This is a genomic window from Mycobacterium neumannii, from assembly GCF_002245615.1.
Taxonomy (GTDB): Bacteria; Actinomycetota; Actinomycetes; order Mycobacteriales; family Mycobacteriaceae; genus Mycobacterium; species Mycobacterium neumannii_A.
The window spans coordinates 1-26,100 of the sequence record NZ_NKCO01000007.1; the positions used below are offsets into that span (position 1 = coordinate 1).

Annotated in this window: 25 protein-coding genes; 15 read left to right on the forward strand and 10 right to left on the reverse strand. The window is 64.2% G+C overall.

The window, feature by feature from the left end:
* Window positions 1-589 precede the first annotated feature (589 nt).
* Together CEX88_RS10400 and CEX88_RS10405 are read left to right on the forward strand one after the other, a co-directional pair.
* Entirely contained in the window at window positions 590-802 is a 213-nt protein-coding gene (locus tag CEX88_RS10400; protein ID WP_094293436.1) for a ribosome modulation factor, read from the forward strand.
* Window positions 803-962: 160 nt separating this feature from the next.
* The gene (locus tag CEX88_RS10405) at window positions 963-1,703 is read left to right on the forward strand and encodes a DUF5131 family protein (RefSeq protein WP_094293437.1); all 741 of its coding nucleotides are present in this window, start codon (window positions 963-965) and stop codon (window positions 1,701-1,703) included.
* On the opposite strand, the gene tcmP is transcribed toward CEX88_RS10405, so the two are convergent.
* Entirely contained in the window at window positions 1,693-2,856 is a 1,164-nt protein-coding gene (tcmP, locus tag CEX88_RS10410; RefSeq protein WP_094293438.1) for a three-Cys-motif partner protein TcmP, read from the reverse strand. The genes CEX88_RS10405 and tcmP overlap by 11 nt on opposite strands.
* A gap of 396 nt (window positions 2,857-3,252) precedes the next feature.
* Here tcmP and CEX88_RS10420 point away from each other — a divergent pair, with 396 nt between their 5' ends.
* Window positions 3,253-3,570 carry a hypothetical protein gene (locus CEX88_RS10420; protein WP_094293440.1) on the forward strand — a complete coding sequence of 106 codons (318 nt, stop codon included), beginning with the start codon at window positions 3,253-3,255 and terminating at the stop codon, window positions 3,568-3,570.
* A 48-nt stretch (window positions 3,571-3,618) separates the two neighbouring features.
* Here CEX88_RS10420 and CEX88_RS26285 read toward each other — a convergent pair whose 3' ends face one another.
* A complete protein-coding gene (locus CEX88_RS26285) occupies window positions 3,619-5,052 on the reverse strand; it encodes an SRA domain-containing endonuclease (protein ID WP_238382036.1) in 1,434 nt (477 codons plus the stop codon).
* Window positions 5,053-5,348: 296 nt separating this feature from the next.
* On the opposite strand from CEX88_RS26285, the gene CEX88_RS10430 reads away from it, so the two are divergent.
* From CEX88_RS10430 to CEX88_RS10450, 5 genes are all read left to right on the forward strand, one after another.
* Window positions 5,349-5,894: a helix-turn-helix domain-containing protein gene (locus tag CEX88_RS10430; protein ID WP_126315848.1), complete on the forward strand. Its 546-nt coding sequence runs from the start codon at window positions 5,349-5,351 to the stop codon at window positions 5,892-5,894.
* Complete coding sequence (locus CEX88_RS10435; protein ID WP_094293442.1) at window positions 5,891-6,322, forward strand: hypothetical protein; 432 nt, start codon at window positions 5,891-5,893, stop codon at window positions 6,320-6,322. The genes CEX88_RS10430 and CEX88_RS10435 overlap by 4 nt, the downstream gene beginning before the upstream one ends.
* Before the next feature lie 2 nt (window positions 6,323-6,324).
* Entirely contained in the window at window positions 6,325-8,064 is a 1,740-nt protein-coding gene (locus tag CEX88_RS10440; RefSeq protein WP_094293443.1) for an ATP-binding protein, read from the forward strand.
* A gap of 79 nt (window positions 8,065-8,143) precedes the next feature.
* A complete protein-coding gene (locus CEX88_RS10445) occupies window positions 8,144-8,599 on the forward strand; it encodes a hypothetical protein (protein ID WP_094293444.1) in 456 nt (151 codons plus the stop codon).
* A gap of 5 nt (window positions 8,600-8,604) precedes the next feature.
* The gene (locus tag CEX88_RS10450; RefSeq protein WP_094293445.1) at window positions 8,605-10,059 is read left to right on the forward strand and encodes a hypothetical protein; all 1,455 of its coding nucleotides are present in this window, start codon (window positions 8,605-8,607) and stop codon (window positions 10,057-10,059) included.
* A gap of 165 nt (window positions 10,060-10,224) precedes the next feature.
* On the opposite strand, the gene CEX88_RS25910 is transcribed toward CEX88_RS10450, so the two are convergent.
* From CEX88_RS25910 to CEX88_RS10465, 3 genes are all read right to left on the reverse strand, one after another.
* The gene (locus CEX88_RS25910) at window positions 10,225-10,932 is read right to left on the reverse strand and encodes a hypothetical protein (RefSeq protein WP_126315849.1); all 708 of its coding nucleotides are present in this window, start codon (window positions 10,930-10,932) and stop codon (window positions 10,225-10,227) included.
* Window positions 10,841-11,572 (reverse strand): class I SAM-dependent methyltransferase, encoded by a 732-nt coding sequence (locus CEX88_RS26590; RefSeq protein ID WP_202931442.1) that lies wholly within the window; start codon window positions 11,570-11,572, stop codon window positions 10,841-10,843. Before CEX88_RS26590 ends, CEX88_RS25910 begins: the two co-directional genes overlap by 92 nt.
* Window positions 11,573-11,986: 414 nt before the next feature.
* Window positions 11,987-13,468 (reverse strand): CYTH and CHAD domain-containing protein, encoded by a 1,482-nt coding sequence (locus CEX88_RS10465; protein ID WP_094293448.1) that lies wholly within the window; start codon window positions 13,466-13,468, stop codon window positions 11,987-11,989.
* A gap of 75 nt (window positions 13,469-13,543) precedes the next feature.
* On the opposite strand from CEX88_RS10465, the gene CEX88_RS10470 reads away from it, so the two are divergent.
* Entirely contained in the window at window positions 13,544-14,323 is a 780-nt protein-coding gene (locus CEX88_RS10470) for an enoyl-CoA hydratase/isomerase family protein (RefSeq protein ID WP_094293449.1), read from the forward strand.
* On the opposite strand, the gene panB is transcribed toward CEX88_RS10470, so the two are convergent.
* Window positions 14,320-15,183 (reverse strand): 3-methyl-2-oxobutanoate hydroxymethyltransferase, encoded by an 864-nt coding sequence (gene panB / locus CEX88_RS10475; RefSeq protein WP_066808497.1) that lies wholly within the window; start codon window positions 15,181-15,183, stop codon window positions 14,320-14,322. The genes CEX88_RS10470 and panB overlap by 4 nt on opposite strands.
* Before the next feature lie 160 nt (window positions 15,184-15,343).
* On the opposite strand from panB, the gene CEX88_RS10480 reads away from it, so the two are divergent.
* Both CEX88_RS10480 and CEX88_RS10485 read left to right on the forward strand, forming a co-directional pair.
* Window positions 15,344-16,735: a WS/DGAT/MGAT family O-acyltransferase gene (locus CEX88_RS10480; protein ID WP_066841789.1), complete on the forward strand. Its 1,392-nt coding sequence runs from the start codon at window positions 15,344-15,346 to the stop codon at window positions 16,733-16,735.
* Window positions 16,736-16,780: 45 nt separating this feature from the next.
* Complete coding sequence (locus CEX88_RS10485; RefSeq protein ID WP_066841790.1) at window positions 16,781-18,298, forward strand: alpha/beta hydrolase; 1,518 nt, start codon at window positions 16,781-16,783, stop codon at window positions 18,296-18,298.
* Window positions 18,299-18,333: 35 nt separating this feature from the next.
* Here CEX88_RS10485 and CEX88_RS10490 read toward each other — a convergent pair whose 3' ends face one another.
* The 4 genes from CEX88_RS10490 to CEX88_RS10505 all read right to left on the reverse strand — a co-directional run bounded on the left by CEX88_RS10490 (window position 18,334) and on the right by CEX88_RS10505 (window position 21,371).
* Window positions 18,334-19,110: a hypothetical protein gene (locus CEX88_RS10490; protein WP_202931443.1), complete on the reverse strand. Its 777-nt coding sequence runs from the start codon at window positions 19,108-19,110 to the stop codon at window positions 18,334-18,336.
* Window positions 19,111-19,198: 88 nt separating this feature from the next.
* Window positions 19,199-19,801, reverse strand: coding sequence for a TetR/AcrR family transcriptional regulator (locus CEX88_RS10495; protein ID WP_094293450.1), 603 nt, complete (start codon window positions 19,799-19,801; stop codon window positions 19,199-19,201).
* A gap of 2 nt (window positions 19,802-19,803) precedes the next feature.
* The gene (locus tag CEX88_RS10500) at window positions 19,804-20,736 is read right to left on the reverse strand and encodes an acyl-CoA thioesterase (protein WP_066841793.1); all 933 of its coding nucleotides are present in this window, start codon (window positions 20,734-20,736) and stop codon (window positions 19,804-19,806) included.
* Between the two features lie 38 nt (window positions 20,737-20,774).
* Entirely contained in the window at window positions 20,775-21,371 is a 597-nt protein-coding gene (locus tag CEX88_RS10505; protein WP_238382037.1) for a VOC family protein, read from the reverse strand.
* A gap of 26 nt (window positions 21,372-21,397) precedes the next feature.
* On the opposite strand from CEX88_RS10505, the gene CEX88_RS10510 reads away from it, so the two are divergent.
* The 4 genes from CEX88_RS10510 to glnA all read left to right on the forward strand — a co-directional run bounded on the left by CEX88_RS10510 (window position 21,398) and on the right by glnA (window position 26,062).
* A complete protein-coding gene (locus CEX88_RS10510) occupies window positions 21,398-22,312 on the forward strand; it encodes an NAD-dependent epimerase/dehydratase family protein (RefSeq protein WP_094293452.1) in 915 nt (304 codons plus the stop codon).
* Window positions 22,313-22,317: 5 nt separating this feature from the next.
* Entirely contained in the window at window positions 22,318-23,457 is a 1,140-nt protein-coding gene (locus tag CEX88_RS10515) for a sulfotransferase family protein (protein WP_094293569.1), read from the forward strand.
* Between the two features lie 4 nt (window positions 23,458-23,461).
* The gene (locus CEX88_RS10520) at window positions 23,462-24,658 is read left to right on the forward strand and encodes a DUF1214 domain-containing protein (RefSeq protein WP_094293453.1); all 1,197 of its coding nucleotides are present in this window, start codon (window positions 23,462-23,464) and stop codon (window positions 24,656-24,658) included.
* Window positions 24,659-24,721: 63 nt separating this feature from the next.
* Entirely contained in the window at window positions 24,722-26,062 is a 1,341-nt protein-coding gene (gene glnA, locus CEX88_RS10525; protein WP_066841796.1) for a type I glutamate--ammonia ligase, read from the forward strand.
* Window positions 26,063-26,100 lie beyond the last annotated feature (38 nt).

The following is a 26,100-nucleotide window of genomic DNA, read 5'->3' on the forward strand; positions in this document are numbered from 1 at the left end:
CGCGGTCAGCGTGGAGGGATGACGAGTGCTGATTGTGTGTGTCATGGTGAGAGGACCGCCGAGGACGTAGGCTAAGCCTTCGTCGGCAGCGTCAGATGTGTATAAGGGGCAGAGCCAAGGCGTTGGCAAGGCCCCCCCTGGTCCCCCACAAAAAACAACCGCCGGGAAGGAGCGAGCCGTGCCTCGCCGTGCTGACGTGCCGTGCATCAGGTGCGGCCGGCTGGTGCCGACGTACCGGGACAGCGCGCCGCCGGATCGCCGCCGTTGCGGAGCATGCGTGAAGGCCGCTGCGGAGCGGTGGGAGCACGGCACTCGCAGGGGGTATCGGCAGAAGCGGTGTCACTGCGACGTGTGCCGCGCGTGGAACACGACAACGCATACGGCATACGCGGCCGGCTATCGCGCTCGGACTGGCGTCAGCTTGCGGACGAAGTACCGCCGTGGACAACAGGACCGGGTCGCCGCGACGCCTGAAGAGTCGATGACGTGAGCGCCGGCGGGCCGGCCGGCCTGGTCGCCGTCGTGGTCCTGGTCCTCGTCTTCGGCGTGGGTCCGACGTTCCGGGTGCGCGTGCCCGCATGCTTGCCGGGTGTCGAAGCGCGCGGAATACCTCTACGCGCTGTACGCCGGCTCACTCGCCGATCCTGGCGACCGCAACCCGTACGCCGGCGGCGAGTCATTGGTCCTGCCGAAGCTGTGGATGCGCGGGTACATGCGGATGCTGCGCGTTCGGATCCAGACAGGGCCGGCCATGCGGACTTACCTTGCGGCGCGTGCCGCGGCGGAACACCCGCCGGAGTGACCGTGCGCCGTTGTGCTCACCGCCGGGTGTCGGACCCGGCCGATAACTTGTGCGATCGAACAGCGTTGCGGCGATCTGCAACAACACGGTTGGCGGTCCTGACGTGTTGACCCATCGCAGTGACCTAGGGTGAGTGCAACGGACTTGTGAGGGTGGGCGCATGGCTGACCGATCGGCGATCGAATGGACCGAGGCCACCTGGAACCCCGTCACCGGCTGCGATCGCGTGTCCGCCGGCTGCGACCACTGCTACGCCATGACGTTGGCAAAACGTCTGAAGGCCATGGGATCTGAGAAGTACCAGAACGACGGTGATCTGCGCACATCCGGACCGGGCTTCGACGTGACCGTCCATCCGCAGGCACTCGACGAGCCGCGCCGCTGGCGCCAGCCGCGCGTCGTCTTCGTGAACTCAATGTCCGACCTGTTCCACGCCCGCGTGCCGGTCAGCTTCATTCGCGACGTGTTCGACGTCTGCCGCGAGACGCCTCAGCACACGTACCAGGTGCTCACCAAGCGCAGCTTGCGGCTGCGCCGGCTCGGCGACAATCTCGACTGGCCAGCCAACCTGTGGATGGGTGTGTCCGTCGAGAACGCGGATGTGCTGCCGCGAGTCGACCATCTGCGCGACGTACCCGCAGCCGTGCGCTTCTTGTCGTGTGAGCCACTAATAGGACCGCTCGACGGGCTCAACCTTGACGGCATCCACTGGGTGATCGCCGGCGGTGAGTCCGGCGCGAATCATCGCCCTGTCGACGGGGAATGGGTACGCGACATCCGGGACGCGTGCCAGGACGCCGGCGTCGCGTTCTTCTTCAAGCAATGGGGCGGTCGCACGCCGAAATCCCTTGGGCGGCAACTTGATGGCCAGCTCTGGGATGAAATGCCCGCTACTGCGTAGCTGGCTCCACCACCAGATCTTCGACTTTCGGACCTTTGCCGTCGCTGGCGGTGAGGCCCGCCTTGTGCAGATGCTTGACGGCCTGCCGCGCTGCTGACTCGCGGACGCGACCCAGGAACGGGCCGAAGACTTCCACCGGGTAATCGCCGAGCCGAAACTTGCCGTGCTCGTCGAGCAGGCGACGGATATGCGCCGCGATAATCGGCACTGCGTCCTCTTCGACGTCTTTGATGGTGCGGGTGGGGTCGAAGAGTGGACCCTCCTCGAAGTCGAAGAGCGTAGCCCCTTCGAGCTCCTTCAGTTTCGCGCGCGCTTCCGTCCACCAATCATCGGTCGCCTTGGCGGCGGCGTGAGCGAAGTGCCAGATGCCGGCCGGGTGCCGAGTGCCGAATACGAGGTAGTAAAGCGATTTGTGCTTGGGCCAGCGGTGAACGGGGATGGCAATCAAGGTCATCCCGGTGGCCTCTTCCAGCCGTCGGCCGAACTCGGCGAGCACGCTGTCAACGGCCTCGTCGTTGACGCCGTCCTTGAAGTAGGCCCGCCACCAGTCGCCTCCGAGGGCGGTATCGAGGGTCTTCATGGTCGCCTCGTTCGGCGTCGCTGAGGTTACGTGGCCGCCAATCCGGCGCAGCGCCAACATGCTGAAGTTCAACATGACTTCTGTTGGCGGCCAAGGGTTGTCGCCGCCGCGGTTTATAGCCGCGACCAGGTCCTCATACGGTATCCCGACGCCGCAGGGGTCGAGGAACAAGAAAGCGGGCAGTTCACTGAACTTCGGCAGACTGTCGCGCAGGTATTTCTTGGCGTCACCGCGGTGGGTGTGCACATCGAGGTTCTTGGCGCGGTACGTGTCGCAGAGTTCATCCAGCACCGCGAACAACTTGCGTTTCTTCTCGCATAGATACAGGGAGATGGGCACGCCTCTGGGCCCGTACAGCTGGCCGGTTGCGAACTCCAGCATTTCGCCAGCTGAACCCAGCTTGCCGTCTTCGTAGACGCCGCGCCCGGCGAAACCGTCGAAGTAGGCGGCGCGCCCGGCGATCGACGAGGTTCTGATGAGGAACACCGGCAGGTATCGCTTCAGCAGGTTGTGTTTCAGAACTCCGGGCAGGCGAGCGTCCTTCCAGTAGTTCGCGTTGGCTCCCGTCGCCATTCAGGTCCCCCTTGACCGCGGTAAGCGGCCCAACTTCGCGCTGGTTTCTCGGCAATGAATAAGCGCCTATGAGACGACTGTAGGACCCAAGCGTGTCAAAGCGGCGCAGCGACGTACAAAATCATGCAGATTGCGGCGCACCGCAGCGGACGAGTCGGCAGCAGATCAACATTGCGGCCCATTCAGTCGATGGACGCGGCCGCGGCTGCCGGCCTGTCGGGATCGGGTTGGAAATCGGCGATCGCCACGACGCCAGACGGGGCGTGGGACGAGTCGATGATCTGAGCGCGTGCCGGCCGGCCGGCCGGCCGACGCCGTGGCCCCTGGTGCACGTCGCCCCGCCGCGCTCGCTCGACGTGCGAAAACGCCTTGAGAGGTGCAGCAAACTTTGCAACCATGATTCTCGACCGCACGTCTACAAAGGGGGACCGCGTGACGACCGCTCGCAAGAAGTGGACGATCTTCGACACCGTTCAGGTGACCGAAGCAGTGATCGCCAACGAAGGCAAGTGGCTTTCAGAGGAGGGCTTCGAAGGACTTATGCAGCGCGTGGGTTGCACTCGCGGCTCCGCGGAAACGGTCTACTGGCGCATCCAAACCGTTTTGGGCTATGCCGGTGGGCGTCCCGCTCAGGGCATCACGGTCCTGGATAGAGCAGTGGCACAGTTGTATCTAGGGCACGACCCCCGACTGAGGGACGTTGCGAGCGCTTGAGTTTAACCGTGACGCCCGCAAACGCCGACATCTGCGATCTACGTGCGATCACTTCGATGAAATGAAAACGTCGCCCGTGGGCCAGACGGCCCGGGCTCCGTGTTGGTGGAAAAGATTAATGATGCCCTGGGTTGGGCGGTCTGGCACCAGGATGGTGAGGTGTGCCGGTGTTAGTAGCTGGGCGTAGTCGAGTATCTGGCCAAGAGCAAGGCGCATAGTGTTTCGCTCGACTGACGATTTCACTTCGATGAGGTCGCGCGTTGTCTCGTCGTAGAGGTCGGTGTACAGCACTTGATTGTCGATAGCGATCTCATGCCGACAGGTCTTGTGCTGCAGCGTTTTACGAAGATAGTCCGCATAGCGCTTCTGAAGCTTGGCTTCCTTGCGGGTGCGATCTTTGCGACCGAGCGCTTTGTACTCGACCGCGAAATCTTCGGTCAGCTGATTCTCGATTGGAATCCTCCTAACCTTTGCGATCTGCCCATCACCTAGTTTTAGGTTGTCGAGCTGAAGGGTGCCGAGTAACGCCTGCACCTCCGGGGAATCTCCGATGATGTTGGCGATTGCCTGGATCGCGCGTGATGTGAAGTCCCGATCGCTGACCACGAGGTTGAACGCGCCTACACTCAGGCCACCCTCGAGGTTGAGTTCGCGGGTTTCCTTATAGGTCAGACCGGCGGCGTTTGGCATTCCTAGGTCCCACCACAAGGGTGTTTCTTTTAGCGCGAACCAGGGGTTGCGCGGGTCGGGTCGGCTGGCAGATACCTGGAACGGTTTCAGAGCAGCTGAGAGGTCATGGCTGACGTCTTGAAACTTGAACCGCCGCTGTCCTGTGGATAACGATCGCGAGATAGCCCACAGCAGCACTACGTACTTGTATGGAACGTTGCGGCCTTCGTGAACGTCGACTCGAATCTCCCGGAGCTCGGCGAGCAAAGCTGCGCCATCAACCGCATCATCACGGATACCAGGGTTGACCGCCTCGATAGCGGCGCTGCCGGCGTGCGCTTCCTCGGCGCTTTCCGGCACTCGGTGCAGTTTGAAGACGATGACTTCTCGTTCGACGCCATTGCGGTCGGGCCCGCGTTGGATGGCGTACGGCGCTGTGTCATCGATATCCAAGCGTCCGACATATCGCTGGATGACCTCGTCGCTGCCGGGCTTCGTGCCAGCTGCTTCAAACAGGCGAATTGCTCTGCCGGTCTTTTTGTGGTCTTTGACCGCGGCATTGCCCCAAGGAGGTTTGTCGAACCTCTGATCCCCTTCTTGGCCTTCTCCTGTGTAGTAGAAGATGTCGCCGCTCGTGTCCCAGTGGTCCTCGTAACCGTGTTCAGTGCCAGCGCCCGGGTCGGTGTAGATGAAGATGTTCGGCGTTCTGGCCGAGTGCGCGATGCCGCCTTGCAGGCTGCCGCCGAAGCGGTCCTTCCGGTCGGCGCGGCTGAGCGTGTCACCAGGTTTGAGATCCCACTGTGAAGACGGCATGAGTGGAGGTTAGAAGGCCCCGCCGACACGCGCGGGCAGTTGAGTGGGTACGAGCGCCGCAGGCGATGGATCGGTGAGACAGATTTGCCTGCAGCGGTGCCGTAAAGGTTGAGGGCGCTGCGCGAGGTTGCCAAGCGGAATCTCTTGTCGGGCTCACGTGTTATCCTCGTCACAACGTTTGGTCATGTCTTGCCGTACCTGGAGGGCGGCGGGGCCAAAGGAGCGACCGGGCGAACAACTACACATTCAGGGTTCAGCGGCACAGCAATGGCCGTAGGACACCGGTAAGGATGTTCATGAGTACCACTATCTCTGCAGCTATGTCTGCAGGCGCCGTTACGGCAATTGAAGTTCTTCAGTCCCGCGCGATTCAGTCACCCCCGGGTTCCGACGACGAGAAGATCGCCGAGATCGCCGTCGGGTACGGCGTCGAACGCGCCGACGCCGAGGGCGAAGCGCAGTTCATCATTTACGACTGTTGGCGTAACGCCAAGTCCACGTACTACCGGTCCCGCCAGCGTGGCCGAGCCGCTGTTCAGGCGTATGGATGCCTCACCTACGGACGTATCGCCGTCACCGACGACGGCGCCGACATCGCAGACACCATTTCGGTCGCCGACGAAGTCACTGCGAATACCAGCGCGTTCTGTGACCGCGCCCTCGAAGTGGCCACCACCCTTGGGTCGAAGGGCCCCGCGTTCGTCAGGCGGATGATGGCGGGCGACACCGTCGCAGAGGCGGCCCAGGCTATCGGAATCAGCCGCGCGACGGCCCACAGGTGGCGCGCCGCGATGGCCACACTGCTCACCCCCCACCTCCATCTCACTGAGGGGGCCGAATGACCCCCGTGTCCTACCTTCAGGCGTGGCCCGAGGTCGTGCTGATCGCAGCCACCCCTCCGGCCAGGCTGGCGTTCCAGCTCAACCCACGCACCGTTCGGTCTCTGATCCCCGCGGGAACCCCCGGGACGTACCTGCTGCTGCAGGGTGAGCGCCCGGTTTATGTGGGCCGATCTGATCGATGCCTGCGTGCCCGGCTGGCCACCCATAATCACCTGCATCACGCGACCCATGTGACGTGGGAAACCGCCCGCGACGCTTGGGGCGCGTTCCTGCTGGAGGCCTGGTGGTGGCATCAGCACAGCGACACCTTAATCAACAAGATTCACCCAGCCGCCCCGACTGGACAGGGGCCCTGCCCCTTCTGCGAGCCCCGAACGGACTCGGGTCTAGCCAACGCTCTTCCCTACCAATCGATTACTAAGGAGTAAAAATGACAACCAACACCACCGCCCCGTCCGGCGTCCCCGTCATCCTGACCGGGCAAGCGCTGCGTTCCCTGCGCGACTCCGGATACAGCTTGCCGGCCGCCCTCGGTGAAGTTATCGACAATTCGCTTGAGGCCAACGCCAATCACATTGCAGTGCAGATGGATGAGGGCACCGACCTGAACGGCAAACGGCATGTGCACCGCATCTCTTTCGTCGACGACGGCGACGGCATGGCAGATGAGGTGCTGCAGCATTACCCGCAAATCGGGTACTCCACGCGCTACATGCGGACCGACACCATCGGCAAGTTCGGTGTGGGCGCCAAGCTGGCCGCGTTGAACTTCGGCCAGCGGCTCGACGTGTGGTCGCGCACGGCGGGCAGTGACCCGTGGCGACATGTTTCCTTTGATCTCGAAGAGGCCACCGACGCCGAGGCTGCCGGCCAGCAGATCGTTATAGCACCGCCGGACGGTGAATCGGTACCGGACGACCTCGTCGATTTGCTGCCGGAAGGCAGTGGCACGCTGGTGGTTTGGTCGAAGGTCGACCGCCTCGAACACGGTCGACGCGCCAAGGACTTCGACGGCCTCCGACTGGACGTCGAGAAGGAGCTATCTCGCATCTTTCGGGTGTTCATCAACGACGGCATCGACATCTCCGTCAACGGCCTCAGCCTCCTTCCACATGACCCGCTGATGACGATGCGCGGTACATGGGCCGAGGATGTGCTCACCAAGTATTACACCAAGGGCGACGGCAAGGACTCACCCTATAAGCCCGACCCGCTGGACTTCACCGCCGAACCAATCATGCGGGAAGAGATCAACATTGGCGGCCACAGCGCCTGGTTGACCGTGACGTTGTATCCCCAGGCCGTTACCCGAAGTCGCGGATCGGGCGGCGATAACCTCGCCAAGAAGCTACGAATTGTTGAGAACCTAGGCGCTATCAGCTTCATGCGCATGGACCGCGAGATCAGCTACACCAACGTCCCGCGCATCTTCCCGAAGGCTGTGCAGGACCCCGACCGGTTCATCGGGATCGAAGTAGCCTTCGCACCCGAGCTGGACGACTACTTCGGTGTGCGTAATGTGAAGCGCGGAGCCGAGCCGCACGACGAGCTGCGAGACAAAATCAAGAAGCTTCTCGCGCAAGCGATCCCAGAAGCCGGCAATCGACTCGACGAGCATTGGGGTAAAGCCCAGCGTAAGTCTCGGGAGCACGTCGGGGAACACGGCGCGATCGCAGAAGCCGCTGCTGGGGCGAACCGGACTATGCCCAAGGGCCGCGCCAAGGGCGACGACGCCGACCCCGATCAAGCACTCGCGGATCTCGCAACCGATGTTCTAGGTGACGCACCGGAGAAGGAAAAAGAGACCTACGTCGAGAAGCATAAGGATTTGCCCTTCGTCATCGAATCCGTTGACTTCCCCGGCAAGCAGTTCATCGACGTTCTTCACGTCGCCGGTCAGGTAATCATCCGGATCAACACTCGACACCGCTTTTACCGCGAGATGTGGCAACCGCTCAAGGACATTGCCGACAGCGCGCCCGGCGCCCGATATGACCGCGAGGTTGTTCGCACTGCCCAGCGGACAATCGAGACGCTCACCTTGCTGATCATCGCGTACGGCAAGGCTGAGTCGATGAACGACAACCCGCTCGAGCAGTATGGCGAACTCCGCGGCCACTGGGGCATGTTCCTGGAGTCGCTGATGACGAAGGTCAAGGACGTCTTATAGATGGACTACGCGCCCCGGCACCGGGCATCCACGATGCCGGGGACGGCGTATCACGGCTATCCAGTACAGGAGGAATCAGATGTCCGACCAGAATCCGTTCCGAGCGGAGATCGAGCAAATTCTGCGAACCCATACTCGCACCCGCTACGCCAAGGTGTTCCTCGGCATGGAGCGTGGTCTGACCGATGACGAGATGGCCGAGGAGTCCGTCCTCGACCGGGAACCAGTCCAGCCGTCCAGAATCGCCAAGATCCGGGAGACGGTCCGTATGACGCTTGACGACGAGCTCGCCTCCAACAAGACACGGGCCGACAATCAGGCAGGGCTATATGACGAATTGCGGCACTACCAGATGTCAACGGAGCTGCGCCAGCATCTAAATACTTGCTTCGCACAACTTCAGCAGATGTACCCAAGTATTCGGTCGAGGCCGATGGAACACATCCGCCTCGGCGCCAGTGACCAGTCAAGCCGGCGGAAACCGGAACGCAAGTGCGACAAGTGCTTCGAGGTCCACGCCGGCGAGTGCCTTTAGTTCCGATGCCTAACGTCTACAATGGCAGCATCCGTGACGCCGAGTATGTGGCGCGAGTCCGCAGGCACTCACCATCTTCGCTGCTTCCCTTAGTAGCTCAGACCGCGGCGAATTACTGGGAGCCCGGTTCGTGGTTGAAGAGCCCGTTCAAGAAGTACACCCCATGGGCGCTTGCGGACATTGCCCGAATCAGCTTGATTTCGGGCAACGAAAGCAGGTCTAGGGCAACGCAAGATGACGTGCTCCAGTGCTGTGCCGCCTACGTCGCAGTGAACGACCCCGAACTCGGATCAAGTGACCACCCCGACACTCTCACCAAGTTCATGCTGCGTATTACTTCTGAACAGGACTACTACCAGCCACCTTTCAACGAAGCAACCCGCACCGCAGCCATATTCGAGAAAACGATGCCCTCAAAGCCATTGAAGATCATCAAGCCGCGCTGGGACATCGATCTGTTCGGCTGCACGCTGTCGCAGTACGTGGGAACCGGGTTCTTCGTGCAAGCAGCGGCTGGCAAGAACGGAGGCCGATTCTCCGCTGCGTGGTTCGACAAACCCGAACTCGACGCCATAACCGCCGTGCTGCCAGTCACCGTGCTCGCCGAAACCGTCGAAAGAAACTACGAGGCACCAACGGCTTGGTTCAGGGAGCAGCGGCGACCGAAACTTGCTGACGAGTTCAGACGATTCACATTCAATCCGCTACGCGACAAACCAGTGGTGTCCGGGATTGTGTCAGATCTGCTTGTCCCAGTGCTCCATGAAATTTCGCGGAAAATCAGCCCGCTGGGGGTCTACTACGCGGGCGCGAAGCTATGGGGTAACAGCTTCACCGACGAAGTCGGAGACCTCTTCGAGCAGTACGTCGGTCGACAACTGGCGACGATTCCCAACGTGATAGTTCATCCAGAGGTCGTATATGACAAGGGCGCTAAGCGGGGTGTGGACTGGATCGTCGTCTGCGACAGCGTGATCATCCTCGTAGAGGTCAAGTCAGTAAGGCCGACCGAGGCGGTGCGCGTCGGCACGACAGACGCGGGCGACGAACTCAAGCGGATGCTCGGACGCGCCTATAAGCAGCTGAACGTAACTGATGAACTGATAGCCACGCAGCACGCCGCGTTCGCCCATATTCCGGCCAACCTGCCACGGGTGGGGCTGATAGTGACGATGGAGCCCTTCGCCATCGCAAACGCGAAGCCGATTCGAGACCTCATCGGCGCATCACCGAACATGCCGACTAGTGTGTGCGCAAGCCAAGACATCGAGAGACTGGTAACTCTTCAGGACCAAGACGTCGGCACATTTCTGGCCAACTTTCTAACTGACCCGACAAAAGATGGGTGGCAGATCTCTACCGGCCTTGCTGACATGGAACTTTCGAGGAATGTCATCCTGGATCAGGCTTGGGATAGCTACGAATGGGGAGGACCGATCAAGAAAGTGAGCAGCAACTAAGCGTCGTGGACTTGCTGCGGCAGATCGGTCGTACTACCGACATTGCGCATTCGACGCGACGGGCCAGCCGCCCGTAATCGCGAGCGCCTGCACGCGTGCACCGACTCTGCCGCTTGCCACACGGGCGCGGACAGAGAAGCTTTCAAAACAAGAACCAGCGCGCAATCACGCAGCCAACAATGTATTCAATCTCTGTCTGATGCTCAAGACGTCGCTCTCAATATCATCATCGATCTCGTACGGAAATTTCTCACGAGCATTGGGCTTCTGATTAGTGCCCTGCTTCCACGCCTCTTGAAGCAAAGCGTTATGGCGAATGAATCGATCAAAAGAATCATGACGCGGCGAGGTTTCAATCAGGCCAGCATTCTTCGTCATAAGAGATTCGATCTCGTCGTTGATCTTTAGGATTTCAACAACTGCCGATTTCGCGGCCTTGGTCCCATTTTTTACGTCGACGATATGGTCGACCAGTCGCCACTCTTGCTGTCCCACCGGGGCAACATTCATTTCGTCACGCAGTTTATCGTAAAGACGACGGCTCTTCAATCGGCGGATTGCAAGGGGTTCATACAATTGGCCCAACTGCTTCCGACAGTTCTCAATCTCTAATTTATTTTTTTCGCTCTGTTTCTGACGGTTCGCTGTGTTTTTTGTCATTATCGCCCCTGCTACAGAGGCGATTGCGGCTATGCAGGCTGCGAGCAGTGTTGCGCAGGCTGCAATCAGTGTGGCGCGAGGTGCAGTTAGTTCAAAGGATGCAAGCAAGGTCGGTTGTGAATCAGCAAGCATCCGCGATGTCGCGGTTGCCTGCGCTCCGTGCATGAGCATTAATCCAAGTTCCATGCGCTGCCCCCGGTTGTACTTCAGCATCGATGTCGACGAAGCCGGATTCTAGCAGCAGCCGCCGAATCTCAGGTGCTGTATACAGGTAGAACCATCTGCGGTGACCAGACGGATCAAAACGCTCTTCGATGCCGCACCCGTGTCGCACGGACACAAAAAGACTTCCGCCGGGGCGAAGCACACGCTTGAACTCGGCTAGCGCACACGCTAATTCGGCGTTGGGGAGATGAACGAGCGATGCGCATGCCCATATCCCTGCAAAGGACCCTGACTCGAATGGGAGCTCACGGAGGTCTCCGTGGACAACAGCATGTCCAGCACTGCGTGCGATTCGAAGCAATTCGGCTGACTTGTCTAGCCCGATCGCCGGGAACCCATCACGCATGAAGAATCCAAGATCTCGTCCTGGGCCGCACCCGGCATCCAGGACTAGACCAGTCGACTTAGGGAGGTGCTGCAAAAACCGCCGGCGATCCTCGCCGAGATCGACGAACTGGAATCGCTCTGCGTAGATCTCTGCGTTCGAGTCGTAAGATTCGATGGTTTGGCTGAGCCGCGTTTCGAACAGTGAGGCCGCCTCCGCTGCTGGCGACACGCTCGCTGTCGAAGTGCGCGCTAAGCCCGCGCCACCCTCCACTTGCTCACGGAGCCCAATTTCGACCGGCACGGGCCGACCTCCTCTCAACGTCCTGATTAAGGTACGGCCGGAGTCCGACAAATCGATGCTTACCAAGCCCCGCGGTGTTCGTTTTTTAGCTTGAGTGCGTGTTGACCAGGCTGGAGCGGTCGCGGCGTCGCTCCGGTGACTTCACGTCTAGCACGGTCGCAGCGGCGCGAAGATGTGTGAAGCGAGCGTCGCGCGCCCGTTCAGATGGGGCCCGCGGCACTTAGGACGCGGGGTCATCGTCCGCAGTGCGTCCGCAGCAGCTTCAGCAGCCGCCGTCGAGTGTCAACGGATCCAACACCCTGAACAGGAGTTTTGGGGACCAACAAACACATCCCCCGAAGGCAAACGTGCAGGGGTCATACTCCGGCTTACAGGCCAACTCATCCGCCCCCTGACCGGGCGAGCCGCTAAGGGTCAGCGCGCCTTGCGCACCGCCTTGGCAAGCTTCTTGAGCGCGCCGTCCAACTGCTCCCGCGAGCGGTGTGCGAGTTCCTCCTCCATCCGGAAGAGCAGACCGTAGGTGAACGTGTCCTCGCCCGCGGCGTGCGCGGCATCGGCCTGCTGGCTGAGGTGGGTCCGGCTGACGACGCTGTCCTGGTGGTCACCGAGCAGCGACTGAATGCTCTTGGCCCGATCCGAGACCTTGGACTCGCCGGTCGCCGCGGCCGTGTATCGAAGACGTTTAGCGCCCTTGCGAATTCGATGCAACGCCTCGTCTTTGTCGTCGTCGGCTTCAGCCGCGGCGGCCGCCTTCGCCGCTTTGCGTACCCGCTTGTAGGCCGCGTCGATCGTCGCCTGGGTGCGCTCATCTTCGTCCTGTGACAGCGCCGGCTCCGCGGCGACCAACCCTTCGAGCGCGTCGAGCAGCCGGAAGAAACGCTGGGACCGCATGGCGATCAGCGACCGGCGCAGTCCAGCCGCATAGCGCCGGTTGGCCCCGTCGACCAGCCGCTCCCGCACCGGCCCGCGGACCAACTCCGTCGGCAACTCATCGAGGGCCTCCTCATAGCGTTCGGCCAGCACTTCGGCATCGCGCGCCACTCCCAGAATTGCGGCCAGTTGCTTGAGCTCGTCGAGAATCCAGGCGTCGTCGGAGATGCCGAACGCGTCCCGGGAGGTCTGCAGCAGGCTTCGGATCTTGCGCGTCGTGACCCGCATCTGGTGCACCGAGTCCGGCACGTCAGCGCGAACCGCGCGGTCCCACTCGATCAGCTGCTCGACCTGTTCGGCCACCGCCCGGTGCACGGCGTCGCTCGATGCGGAGGCAGTCTCAGGCGCCGACGACTCCGCCAAGACGCGCGCCAACTTCGAACCGCTGGCCGCGGCTTCGGCGCCGGTGTCGATCAGCCGGTTCGACAGCCGGTCGAGCAGTTCCCGGTCGGCGCCGTCGGTGAGTTCGAGCTCCCATTCGCGCCACGCCTGCTCCGGACCGCCCGGTTCGGCCGACGCCGTCACCTGGTCGTCACAGAACTCCGCGACCGGCGTGCCGTCGTGACCGTAGAGCATGTTGACGGTGCGCCGGGTCGAGATGCGCGCGACGGGACGCAGCGGATGATCGCGCACGATGGCCAGGACGATGTCGCGCAGCGCCTCGGGCACCTCGTTCTCATCGCCGAGGGGCTCCCTGACCTCCGTGCGGGCGTCGGGGCCTGCGGGAAGTTTGAGATGCCATCCTTCGTCCGGACCACCGGTGCGCCTGCGCAGCGTGATGCGCCGCGCCGCGAGGTCGTGATCGGGGGTGTCGAAGTACACGGCCTCCAGATGGTGCGCAGGTGATCCTTCGACCCGGGCCACCGCCGACAACCCTTCGAACGACGGTGACACGGTCGATTCGCCGACGTCGAACTTGCGCTCGACCTCCAGATGCCGCGTCGACGTGTCGCTGGATTTGCCCATGGTGCGAGACAGATTGCCACATGCAGGTGAACACGGGGGGACGGAGGCCGAGGCTGGAGAAGATAGTGTCCCTCTGTGACCGAATACGAAACGCTGACCTTCGAGCAGACCGGTGCCATCGCCCGCATCACGCTGAATCGGCCGGATGCCGCAAACGGCATGAACGGCACCATGACTCGTGAACTGGCCGCGGCGGCCAAGCAGTGCGACACCGACGCGACCAAGGTCGTGGTGCTCACCGGGTCGGGCCGGTTCTTCTGCGCCGGTGGTGATTTGAAGGACTTCGCCTCGGCGCCGGATCGCGGCGCGCAGATTAAGGGCGTCGCCGACGATCTGCATCGGGCGATCTCGACGTTGGCCCGGATGAACGCGGTCGTGATCACCGCCGTCAACGGCACCGCGGCCGGCGCGGGGTTCTCGCTCGCGGCGACCGGCGATCTGGTGCTGGCCGCGGAGTCGGCATCGTTCACGATGGCCTACACCCGCGTCGGTCTGAGCCCCGACGGCAGCGCCTCCTACTACCTTCCGCGGCTCATCGGGATCACCAAGACCAAGGAACTCATGCTCACCAACCGGACCCTCACCGCGCAGGAGGCCTCGCAGTGGGGCCTGGTGACCGAGGTGGTCCCCGACGCCGAGCTGGCCGACCGGGCCTCGAAGCTGGCCGATCAGATGGCGGCCACCTCGGCCGGTTCGAACGGTGGGGTCAAGCAGCTGCTGCTGGGAACGTTCGGCAACGGGCTCGAGGAACAGATGGAACTCGAGGGACGGCTGATCGCCGCCCGCGCTGTCTCCAACGACGGCCGAGCAGGCGTCGACGCCTTCCTGGCCAAGCGAAAAGCCGAGTTCGCCTAGAAGGAGTGCTCGTCGGCGGGGAACACCCCGCTGGCCACCTCGTCGGCGTATTGCTCTGCGGCGCGGCGTAATTCGGCACCGACATCACCGAAGCGCTTCACGAACTTCGCGGTCTTGCCGTTGGTCATACCGGCCATGTCCTGCCACACCAGCACCTGCGCGTCGCAGTTCGCGCCGGCACCGATGCCGATGGTGGGGATGGTCAGCTTGCCGGTGATCTGAGTGGCCAGTTCGGCGGGCACCATCTCCATGACGACGGAGAACGCGCCGGCTTCCTGCACGGCGATCGCGTCGTGGATGGTCTGCTCGGCGGCGTCGCCGCGGCCCTGGACCCGGAAGCCGCCCAGACCGTTGACGCTCTGCGGGGTGAACCCGATGTGGGCCATCACGGGGATGCCGGCCGCGCTCAGCGTTGCGATCTGCTCGGTCACGCGCTCGCCGCCCTCGAGTTTGACCGCATGCGCACCGGTCTCCTTCAGGAAGCGGGTCGCGGTGGCCAGCGCCTGCTGGGGCCCGCCCTCGTAGCTGCCGAACGGTAGGTCGGCCACGACCAGCGCATGCGGCGCACCCCGCACGACGCCGCGTACCAGCGGGATCAGCTCGTCGATCGACACGGGCACGGTGGTGTCGTAGCCGTAGACGACGTTGGCGGCCGAATCGCCGACCAACAGCACCGGGATGCCTGCGTCGTCGAAGATGCGGGCAGTGGAGTAGTCGTAGGCCGTGAGCATGGCCCATTTGTGGCCTTCGGCCTTCCACTTCTGTAGATGCAGGGTGCGGACCTTCGTCCGCGGAGCGGACAATTCGGCTGAGGTGCGTGGTTTGGCCTCGGCAGCCCCGTACACGGTCTGCTCAGACATCGTTGTCCCCCAATTGGGTGGGTCGGGTCGAATCCTCGAGGCCGAAATCGGTCCCCGGGTTCGCTGACGCCCCTCAGTCTGCCACTCTGTGCGCGAGATGTTAAAAGGCCTGTTGAGTGGATTTGCTCACACCCGCCGTCACCGGGCATAGCATTCCGACATGCAACGGCTCAGCGGGCTCGACGCCAGCTTCTTGTACCTCGAGACCGCGCAGCAGCCGCTGCATGTGTGTTCGATCCTCGAACTGGACACCTCGACGATGCCCGGCGGCTACACGTTCGACCGGTTCCGGGACGAGTTGAACATGCGGATCAAGGCGATGCCGGAGTTCCGCGACAAGCTGGCCGACAGCCGGTTCAACCTCGACCATCCGGTGTGGGTGGAGGACAAGGACTTCGACGTTGACCGCCATCTGCATCGCATCGGCCTGCCCGCGCCCGGCGGCCCCCGCGAGCTCGCAGAGATCTGCGGACATATCGCGTCGCTGCCGCTCGACCGCAGCCGCCCGCTGTGGGAGAAGTGGGTGATCGAGAACATCGACGGAACCAACCCGCAGGAGGGCGGGCGTCTCGTGGTGATGACGAAGGTGCACCACGCAGGCGTCGACGGCGTCACCGGCGCGAGCATGATGTCGCAGCTGTGCAGCACCGAACCCGACGCGCCGCCACCGGATCCCGTCGACGGTTCCGGGGACGCAAGCTCACTGGAGATCGCGGTTTCCGGTGCGGTCAAGTTCGCCACCCGGCCGCTGAAGCTGGCCAGCGCGGTGCCTATGACCGTCTCCTCCGTGGTCGACACGGTCCGTCGCGCCCGTTCCGGCCTCTCGATGGCGCCGCCGTTCGCCGCCCCGAGGACGGTGTTCAACGTGAACGTCACCGGGCACCGCAACGTCGCGTTCGCGCAACTGGATCTCGAGGACATCAAGACCGTCAAGAACCACTTCGGGGTCAAGGTCAACGACGTGGTGATGGCGCTGGTCTCCGGCGTGCTGCGCAAGTACCTCGCCGACCGCGGCCAACTGCCGGAGAACTCCCTCGTCGCGATGGTGCCGGTCTCCGTCCACGACAAGTCCGACCGGCCCGGGCGCAACCAGGTGTCGGGGATGTTCTCGCGGCTGGAGACCCACATCGAGGATCCGGCGGCTCGGCTGAAATCGATCGCCGAGGCGAATTCGGTTGCCAAGCAACATAGTTCGGCGATTGGGGCGACGCTGCTGCAGGACTGGACGCAGTTCGCCGCCCCGGCGGTGTTCGGTGTCGCGATGCGCGTCTACGCCTCGAGCCGGCTCAGCGGTGCGCGGCCGGTGCACAACCTCGTCATCTCTAACGTTCCCGGCCCGCAGGTGCCGCTGTACTACCTGGGCTGCGAGGCCAAGGCGATGTATCCGCTCGGGCCGATCTTCCACGGGTCGGGCCTCAACATCACCGTGATGTCCCTGTCCGGTTCGCTGAACGTCGGCATCGTGTCCTGCCCGGAACTGCTGCCCGACCTGTGGGATATGGCCGACGACTTCTCCGCCGCCCTCGACGAGCTGTTGGCCGCCACGCGATAGCGCCCTAGCCAGCGGCGATGAGGGTTCATGGCAGCATGTTGAGCCATGAACGCCAAGATCGGGGTCCTCGCGACCACTGTGCTGCTCGCGGCCACCGGATGCAGCCAACTGGTCGACGGCCGCGCCGTCGTCGCGGTGCCGCCACCAGGCACCCCGATCGAATGGGCCAAATGCCAGACCGAACAGTCCGACGAGTCGCGGATTCCCGCCGACGCCGAGTGCGGCATGTTGTCGGTCCCGGTGGACTACGACGAGCCCGACGGCGACGTCGCCCGCATCGCGATGGTCCGGTTCAAGGCCACCGGCGACAAGATCGGCTCGCTGATCATCAACCCCGGGGGGCCGGGGGAGTCCGGGGTGGAGGCCGCCGCGAGCATCGTCGGCTCGCTGCCCGAGTCGGTGCGCCAGCGCTTCGACCTCGTCGGCTTCGATCCCCGTGGCGTCGCGAACTCCACCCCGGCGCTGTGGTGCAACTCCGACGCCGACAACGACCGGCTGCGCGCCGAACCCCAGGTCGACTACTCCCCGGAGGGGGTCGCCGAGATCGAGAAGGAGACCAAGGAGTTCGTCCAGCGTTGCGAGGACAAGATGGGCAAGGAGTTCCTCGCCAACGTCGGCACCGTCAATGTGGCCAAGGATCTCGAGGCGATGCGCCAAGCGCTCGGTGACGAGAAACTGACCTACCTCGGCTACTCCTACGGCACCCGCATCGGCGCCACCTACGCCGAGAACTACCCGGACAAGGTGCGCGCCATGGTCCTCGACGGGGCGGTCGATCCCAACGCCGATCCCACCGAGGCCAACGTCCGCCAAGCCGCGGCCTTCCAGACCGCGTTCAACGACTACGCCGCCGACTGTGCGCAGAACCCCGCCTGCCCGCTGGGCACCGACCCGGCGAAGGCCAACGACGTCTACCACAGCCTGGTCGACCCGCTGGTGGAAAAGCCGCTGCGAACGCGGGATCCGCGGGGGCTGAGCTACTCCGACGCCATCGTCGGGACCATCCTGCCGCTGTACTCGCCGGACCTGTGGCGGCACCTGACGCAGGCGCTCAGCGAGATGGAGCGGGGCGCCGGTGACACCATGCTCGCGCTGGCCGATCTGTACATGGGCCGCGACGCCCAGGGCCACTACAACAACTCGACCGATGTACGGGTCGCGGTCAACTGCGTGGACAAGCCCGCCGTCACCGACCGCGCGAAGGTCGTCGAGGAGGACCGGCGGGTGCGCGAGGCGGCACCGTTCATGAGCTATGGCGAGTTCACCGGGCACGCACCGTTGGGCACGTGCGCGTTCTGGCCGGTGCCGCCGACGAGCGAACCGCACGAACTTCAGGTGGAGGGGCTGCCACCGACGCTGGTGGTGTCGACGACCAACGATCCCGCGACGCCGTACCAGGCAGGTGTGGAGCTGGCCAAGCAACTCGGTGGGACTCTGGTGACGTTCCAGGGCACCCAGCACACCGTGGTGTTCCAGGGCAACAACTGCGTCGACGACATCGCGGCCAACTACCTCGTCGACCTGACGCTGCCGCCGACCGACACCACCTGCTCCTCGGACTGATCACAGGCGGGGCGTCTTCGGCTGCGCTGTGACCGCTACGGAATCTCCCAGTGGCCGGGGGCGCCGTCGAAGAACGGGTTCTCGAAACCCTGCACCGTCGGAAGCTTCCTCAGCTCATCCGGCGGGATTCCGTAGAAGGGGTTGCGCACCCCGTTGATGGTGGCCGATGCCCTCAGTTGTACCGCGCCGATCTGCTCGCCCGGCAGGCCGAAGTAGTCGTCGATCCCCGGAACGCCCGGCCAGGCGTCGGGCACGACCGACGCAGGGATCTCCCAGTGGCCCGGTGCCTTATCGAAGAACGGGTTTTCATAACCCTGGACCGTGCGCATCTTCTTGAGCTGTCCGGGTGGGATGTTGAAGAACGGATTCGGGACCCCGTTTATGGTTGCCGAGTTCATCAGCTGTCCAGGCGGAATGCGAGCGCCCGGCAGGCCGAAGTAGGCGTCGACGTCGGGCAGGTTCGGCTCCAGCTTGGGCACGTCGACATCGACGACGGGGGCCGGAACAGGCGGCACGTCCACCTTGGGCAGCGGCGGCACCTCGACCGGCGGCACGTTCACGTCGACGTCCGGGACCCGCGGAGCCTCGACCCGTGGCACATTCACCTCGGGTGCCCGCGGTACCTCGACTCGCGGTACCTCGACCCTTGGCACGTCGACCTTGGGAACCGGCGGTGGGCCCGGAATGGGAGGCACCGGCGGGGACGGGAACTTCGGGTCGGCCTGCACGGCGCCCACACCCAACCCGAGTGCGGCGAAGCCCCCCACCGCCCCGGCCAAGCTCATCGATATTGCGGTTTTCTTGAGATTCATGGTCGCTCCTCGCATCGGCTCAGCGGCGCGACCCCCCGAATGAACGCCGACTACCCGCGGGGTGTGCCGTCGAAACCCATGCGACGCCTCAGGGTCGGCTCGCAGCGATCTGGGCGAGCAAATACTCCAGCCGATCGCGCTCGATGGCCGGCTCACTGCCCGCCGCGGCGCTGAGCATGAGCCCGCTGATGAACATCACCGTGAGCAGAGCCCGGTCGTCGACAGCGGAGGGGTCGGCCGCGTCCGGTTGTGATCGCTCCGCGAGCTCTCGGTGCAATCTGAGATAGGTCTGCGAATTGGTATGGAAGACAGCGGATATCGCCGAATCGCGGCTGGCCTGCAGGAGCAACTCGATTCGCGCGCGTGTCCGGGTGAGCCCGGTGCCGGTCAGCGACTTCATCACCACCTCGGCCAGCCTCGCGACGGCGGCCTGCCGGGACGTGTCGACGTGGGCTTCGGTGACCGAACGCAGGTCCGCGAGGTCGAGTTCGGCCACCCGCTCGGCGACGGCGTGGATCAGCGCGGTGCGGGTCCGGAAGTAGTACGACGCGCTCCCATCGGGCACCCCCGCCCGGCGGTCGACTCGCGGATGACTGAGGCCCTTGGCGCCCAGCTCGGCGAGCAACTCGATGCCGGCGTCACACAATTCGCGGCGCCGTTGACGGCTGTCTGGCGCCCGACGCGCGGCCATCTCTACTTCGCGATCGGGCGGATCAGCACTTCTTGCGAGGTGCTGGCCACGGTGCGCCCCGCCGCGTCGCGGATGGTGCCGCGGATCAGCGCACGATGTCCGGTGACGGCCACGGTGTCCTGGGTGTACAGATGCCACTCGTCGAAGCGGACGGGCCGGTGCAGCCACAGCGCGTGATCGAGGCTGACCGCCGCGATCGATGCGTAATCGGCGGGGTGCGGGTGATTGCGCAACGCCATGTCCAGCAGCAGGTAGTCGCTCGCGTACGCCAGCATCGCGCTGTGCAGTGCGGGTTCGTCACCGACGGGGCGGGGCAACCGCATCCAGTGCGACCGGGGCTCGGGCGTCTGCCTGCCACCCAGGAAGTTCGTCGGCTCCGCGATGCGCATCTCCACTGCCGGTGGAACGTCGACCCAGTTCTGCGCGTTCTTCCTCAGCTGCGCGGGGACCTGGTGCACCCAGTGCTGCAGCAGCGGCATCTCCTCCGGAGCCGGGGTGTCGGGCTGCGGGCGCTCGAGTTCGGGTTCGGCGGCATTGGTGTGGAACGACGCAAGGGCGGTGAGCAGGGTGCGGTCGCCTTGGGCGATGGTGACCCGACGGGTCGCCATCGATCGTCCGTCGCGCACGGCCTCGACGGCGATGTCGACCGGCGTGTCCGAGGCGCCGGTCTGGACGAAGTAGGCGTGCAGGGAATGCGGCGCGTGCTCGTCGACGGTGTGCGACGCGGCGTACAGGGCTTGGGCGAGCAGCTGGCCGCCGAAGATCCGGCCGAAGCGGTCTCGTTCGTTGGTCGCCCGAAAGCGGTTGTCGCCCAACGATGTCATTTCCAACGCCCGCTCGAGCGTGTCGAGGGACTCGAGCACCGCCTTCTCCAGCGCGGTTCCCTGCAGCGGGCCGGACAGGTCGGTCAACGGGTCGATCTCATCGGTGGCCATCACGGGTGGATCCTGCCAGATGCTTGCCACCGTTGTCTCTAAGACTTTAGAGTCCGGGGGTGGCCCCTGGAATCCGCCGGCACCCGGTAGCCGTCGCGGGTCATGATGCGGACCGGATCGTTGCCGTCCCAGTCAGAGCAGGCTTCGGAGATGCGGTGCACCTGGTCGAGAAAGCTGGGCGGAGCCTCGACGACCTCCGTGTAGAACCCGAAATCCGCGACGGTGTCGATGTAGGCGACGCGGAAACCGCCACCCGTACTCTGTGCGGCAATCCGATAGCCCAGCGACGCGAAGTGCGCCGTCTTGACATCGTAATATCTTGTGATTGTGGCTATTTGGTGAAACGAGCTCGTTCCGCCCCGACTCCACTCAGAGTAGATGCTGGGTGTGTCGCAATGCTGCTGGATCAATTCGATCTGTACGGGGCCGGCTTGAGCCACCGCGACCTGGATCCGGACCGTGCGGATCTCACCCCCGTAGTTGGCCACCTGATCGGCGACCGGAAGCACGTGGAACGGTCCGACCCCGAACACGCGCGCCCAACTGGCGGCGGCTTCGAGGACATCCAAGACGACGTGCCCGAGTTGAAAGAATCGAAAATCTCCTTCGGGCCAAGGCTGTTCGAACAGATCCATGCGCACGATCATGGCACGGCCGCGCAATGCTGAGCGGGGAACGCGTCCTCATCACGGGACCGGCCGGTCGCATCGCTTACGGCATCACGAGGATGCTGGCTAGGGACAACGAGGTGTGGGGGATTGCCCGGTTCTCCGACCCGGCAGCGCGCGAGGAGGTCGAAGCCCTCAGTGTGACCACCCGCAGCGCCGATCTTTCAGACGGGGATTTCTCCCAGCTGCCAACCGATTTCACCTATCTCCTGCACATCGCCGCCGATTTCGGCGAAGACTACGAGCGTGGGTTACGCGTCAACGCCGAAGGAACCGGGCTGCTGCTGTCCCACTGCCGCGGTGTCAAGGCGGCGCTGGTGATGTCGACGGTCACCGTTTACAAACCCCACCCTGACCCGTGGCACCCATTCCGGGAGAATGATCCGATCGGCGATGCCGGATTGCCCAGCCCGCAACCGTATTCGATCGTCAAGATCGCCGAGGAGGCCGTCGCCAGATACTGTGCACGCGAGTTCGGCATACCCACAGTCATCGCCCGGATGGGCAGCGCGTATGGCGAGCGGGGCGGTCTGCCGCTGTGGCACCTGCAGGCCGTCGCGGACGGACGACCCGTCGTCGCCCGATGGGACCCGTTGCCGTACAGCCCGATCCACTACGACGACATCAACGCCCAGGTTCCGGCGCTGCTGGACGCGGCGAGCGTTCCCGCCACCATCGTCAACTTCGCGGGCGACACCCCAGTGAGCGTCCAGCAGTGGTGCACGTACTTCGGTGAACTTCTCGGCGTGTCGCCGCGGGTGGATGTGCAGCCTGTCCCCGGTGCCTCGGTCGGTTCGGTCGGCGACCACACCAAGCGAACATCGATCACCGGACCCTGCACGGTGGACTGGCGAGACGGCTTTCGCGCGATGGCCGCTCACCACTATCCCGACCGCGTCGAGGCGTGACGCGCATGCGCTATCCCGATCCGCAACAGTTGCTCGACGAAGCGGTCGCCGAATGCGGGCACGCGGACTTTGGACCCGGAGACTTCCGCGAAGGGCTCACCGTGCTGCTGGACAGCCTGCAACGGGACGGCGATCTGGACCCCGCCACCGATGCCGCCGTCATCGGCGATCTGCGCCGCAGGCTGATCAATCGCCTCGAGGTCGAGGCCTATTACCGGGCACACCCCGAGGTCGAGGACGTCGGCATCGAAGGCCCCATCGACATCAACGGGTTGCCGCGCACCGGCACCACCGCCCTTGCTGACATGCTGTCGCTCGATCCGCAGTTCCGGTGCCTGCGCGGATGGGAGCAGTACCAACCCGTTCCGCCGCCGCTGGCCGGCGGCGAGGCGGACGACCCGCGCAGGCAGGCGTTCATCCGGATGCACGAGGAGCGACCCGCCGCGCAAGCCGCCATGCACATCTTCGAGGTCGACGCCACCATGGAGGACACCGAGATCCTCGGGATGGCGTTCCACGGCCAGCAAATGACCTTGCCGGTGGCGGGTTACCGATCGTGGTGGCGGCGCGCCGATCTGACCGAGACCTACGCCTACCACCGCAGGGTCGTGAAGCTGCTCGGGTCGACGTGCCCACCGCAGCTGTGGCTGTTCAAGGCACCTCACCACAAGTTCCACCTGGAGGCGCTCGCTAATGCCTACCCGGACATGCGCTTCGTCATGACACACCGCGACCCGGCCAAGGTCGTGCCGTCCTACACCAGCCTGGTGTCCACGATCTTCCCGCCCGCGGCGGGCGAACGGGACCTGTGTGCCCTTGGCCGCGAGGTGTGCGATCACCTGCGTGAGGGCATGGAGAGCGCCATCGCCGACCGCGCACGCATCGGTGAGGACCGCTTCCTCGACGTACATCATCGCGAGCTGGTCGCCGATCCCAGGGGCACCGTGCGCCGTCTCTATGACTGGCTGGGACTGGAGTTGAAACCCGATGTCGCACAGGCAATTTTCGACTGGCAGGACGCCAACGCCATGGGCGCCAAGGGAACGCATAGGTACACCGCCGAGCAGTTCGGCCTCTCGGTCGACCAGATCCGATCCGACTACGACTTCTACATCCGTCATTTCGAGGTCACGGTGGAGGGCTGACACGATGACCGCATTACCCAGCTGGGACACCCAGATGGAGGCGCTGAAGGGGGTCGCCGACCACCTGCTGGCGACGTGGCGGCCCGACGGCGCCTCCGAAGCCGAAGTGCAGGACATGAACAAGCTCGCCTTGTCGATCCTCGCGTGCGGCTACCTCTGCCACGTCTACACCGACTCGCGGCGGCCGGTGTTCATGCCGCTGTGGAACTACGCGTGCAATCAGGGCGGGCCCAACCCGGACTACGTGTACCTGAGCGCCGAAGTCGACGGGTCGGGCGTCTACGAACTCGTCGGTCGTCGCGGCACAGTGCGGTTCGTCGAGGTCACCCAGCAGGCACCCGGAATGATGAAGAGTCTCAAGGGTGTCGAGCGGCAGATGAAGTTCCAGGCCATCACCCACGACCTGGATGACCTGACGATCGCCGAGGACGGTTCCTTCCGCGTGATCATGTCCGCCGAACGTCCCGACTCCTACGACGGCGACTGGTGGTCGCTCAACCCCGACGTCGGCAAGCTGCTGATGCGCAAATGCGCCTGCGACTGGAACGCAGAGATCGACGCCCAGGTCGCGATCAACCGCCTCGACGACGCAGGTGAGGACATGTCACCTGCCGAGATCGCGCGGCGGTTCTCGGAACTGGGCGACTGGATCAAGGGCATGATCGACTTCGACATGGAGCTGGTCCGGTACTACCGGGAGCACCACGGTTTCAATGTGCTCCTGCGGTCGCAGTGGATCCAGCAGGGTGGTGGCCTGGCCACCAAGCAGGCCTACTACGACGGCATCCATCAGATCGCCGACGAGGAGGCGTTGATCGTCGAGTTCCCCGTGCCGGCCAACTGCTACTACTGGCAGATCCTGGTGGCCGACGACCGGTTCTCGACGGTGGACTGGGTGAACCGGCAATCCAGTCTCAACGACGTTCAGGCGCGGATCGACCCCGACGGCTGGTTTCGCGGCGTGGTGTCCAAGCGCGACCCCGGCGTGCACAACTGGCTCGACAAGGCCGACTGGCCGTGGGGGATCCTGCAGGCACGGTTCTATAAGGCCGAGGAGTTCCCCGACGTCACGGTCACGAAGGTGCCGGTCGCCGACGTGCTCGACCATCTCCCGGAAGGCACACAGGTGCTCACCCCAGATGAGCGCCGAGCCCAGCTGCGGCACCGTCGAACGGGTGCGCAGATGCGCCGGATCTGGTGATCAGCCCATCGAATGCAGCCGCCGTGTAACACCGATTTAACAGCCGGTGCCTACGCTGCGATCATGGATCGGCAGAAGGAATTCGTGCTGCGCACGCTGGAGGAACGCGATATCCGCTTCGTCCGGCTGTGGTTCACCGACGTGCTCGGATACCTCAAGTCGGTCGCGATCGCCCCGGCCGAACTCGAGGGCGCCTTCGAAGAGGGGATCGGGTTCGACGGCTCGTCGATCGAGGGCTTCGCCCGGGTCTCGGAAGCCGATATGGTGGCCCGCCCCGACCCGTCCACCTTCCAGGTGCTGCCGTGGGCCGACGATTCGGGCCGTCATCATTCGGCCCGGATGTTCTGCGACATCACCATGCCCGACAGCTCCCCGTCGTGGGCGGACTCGCGCCACGTGCTGCGCAGGCAGCTGGCCAAGGCCAGCGATCTCGGGTTCTCCTGCTATGTCCACCCGGAGATCGAGTTCTTCCTGCTCAAGCCGGGCGAGGACGACGGCACCCCGCCCGTGCCCGCCGACAACGGCGGTTACTTCGACCAGGCCGTGCACGATTCGGCGCCCAACTTCCGCAGGCACGCCATCGACGCGCTCGAGCAGATGGGCATCTCGGTCGAGTTCAGCCACCACGAAGGCGCGCCCGGCCAGCAGGAGATCGACCTGCGCTACGCCGATGCGCTGTCGATGGCCGACAACGTGATGACGTTTCGCTACGTCGTCAAGGAGGTCGCGCTCGGGGACGGGGTGCGGGCGTCGTTCATGCCCAAGCCGTTCGCCGAACATCCCGGTTCGGCCATGCACACGCACATGAGCCTGTTCGAGGGCGACACCAACGCGTTCCACAGCCCCGACGACCCGCTGCAGCTCTCCGACGTCGCCAAGTCGTTCATCGCCGGGATCCTCGAGCACGCCAAGGAGATCAGCGCCGTCACGAACCAGTGGGTGAACTCCTACAAGCGCCTCGTGCACGGCGGTGAGGCGCCGACGGCGGCGTCCTGGGGGGCGGCGAACCGCTCGGCGCTGGTGCGCGTGCCGATGTACACCCCGCGCAAGGCCTCGTCGCGGCGCGTGGAGGTGCGCAGCCCCGACTCGGCGTGCAACCCGTACCTGACGTTCGCGGTGCTTCTGGCTGCGGGGCTCCGCGGTATCGAGAAGAACTACGTGCTGCCTGCCGAGGCCGAGGACAACGTGTGGACGCTGACCCCCGAAGAGCGCAGCGCGATGGGCTATAAGGAGCTTCCCGGCAGCCTCGGCGCCGCGCTCGAGCAGATGGAGAACTCCGAACTTGTCGCGGAGGCCTTGGGCGAGCACGTCTTCGACTACTTCCTGCGCAACAAGCGCGCGGAGTGGGAGAACTACCGCAGCCATGTCACACCGTTCGAGCTGAAGGCCTACCTGTCTCTGTAGGTGGTTAGCCGACATAGGTGCTGCGCTACCTTTTAGGC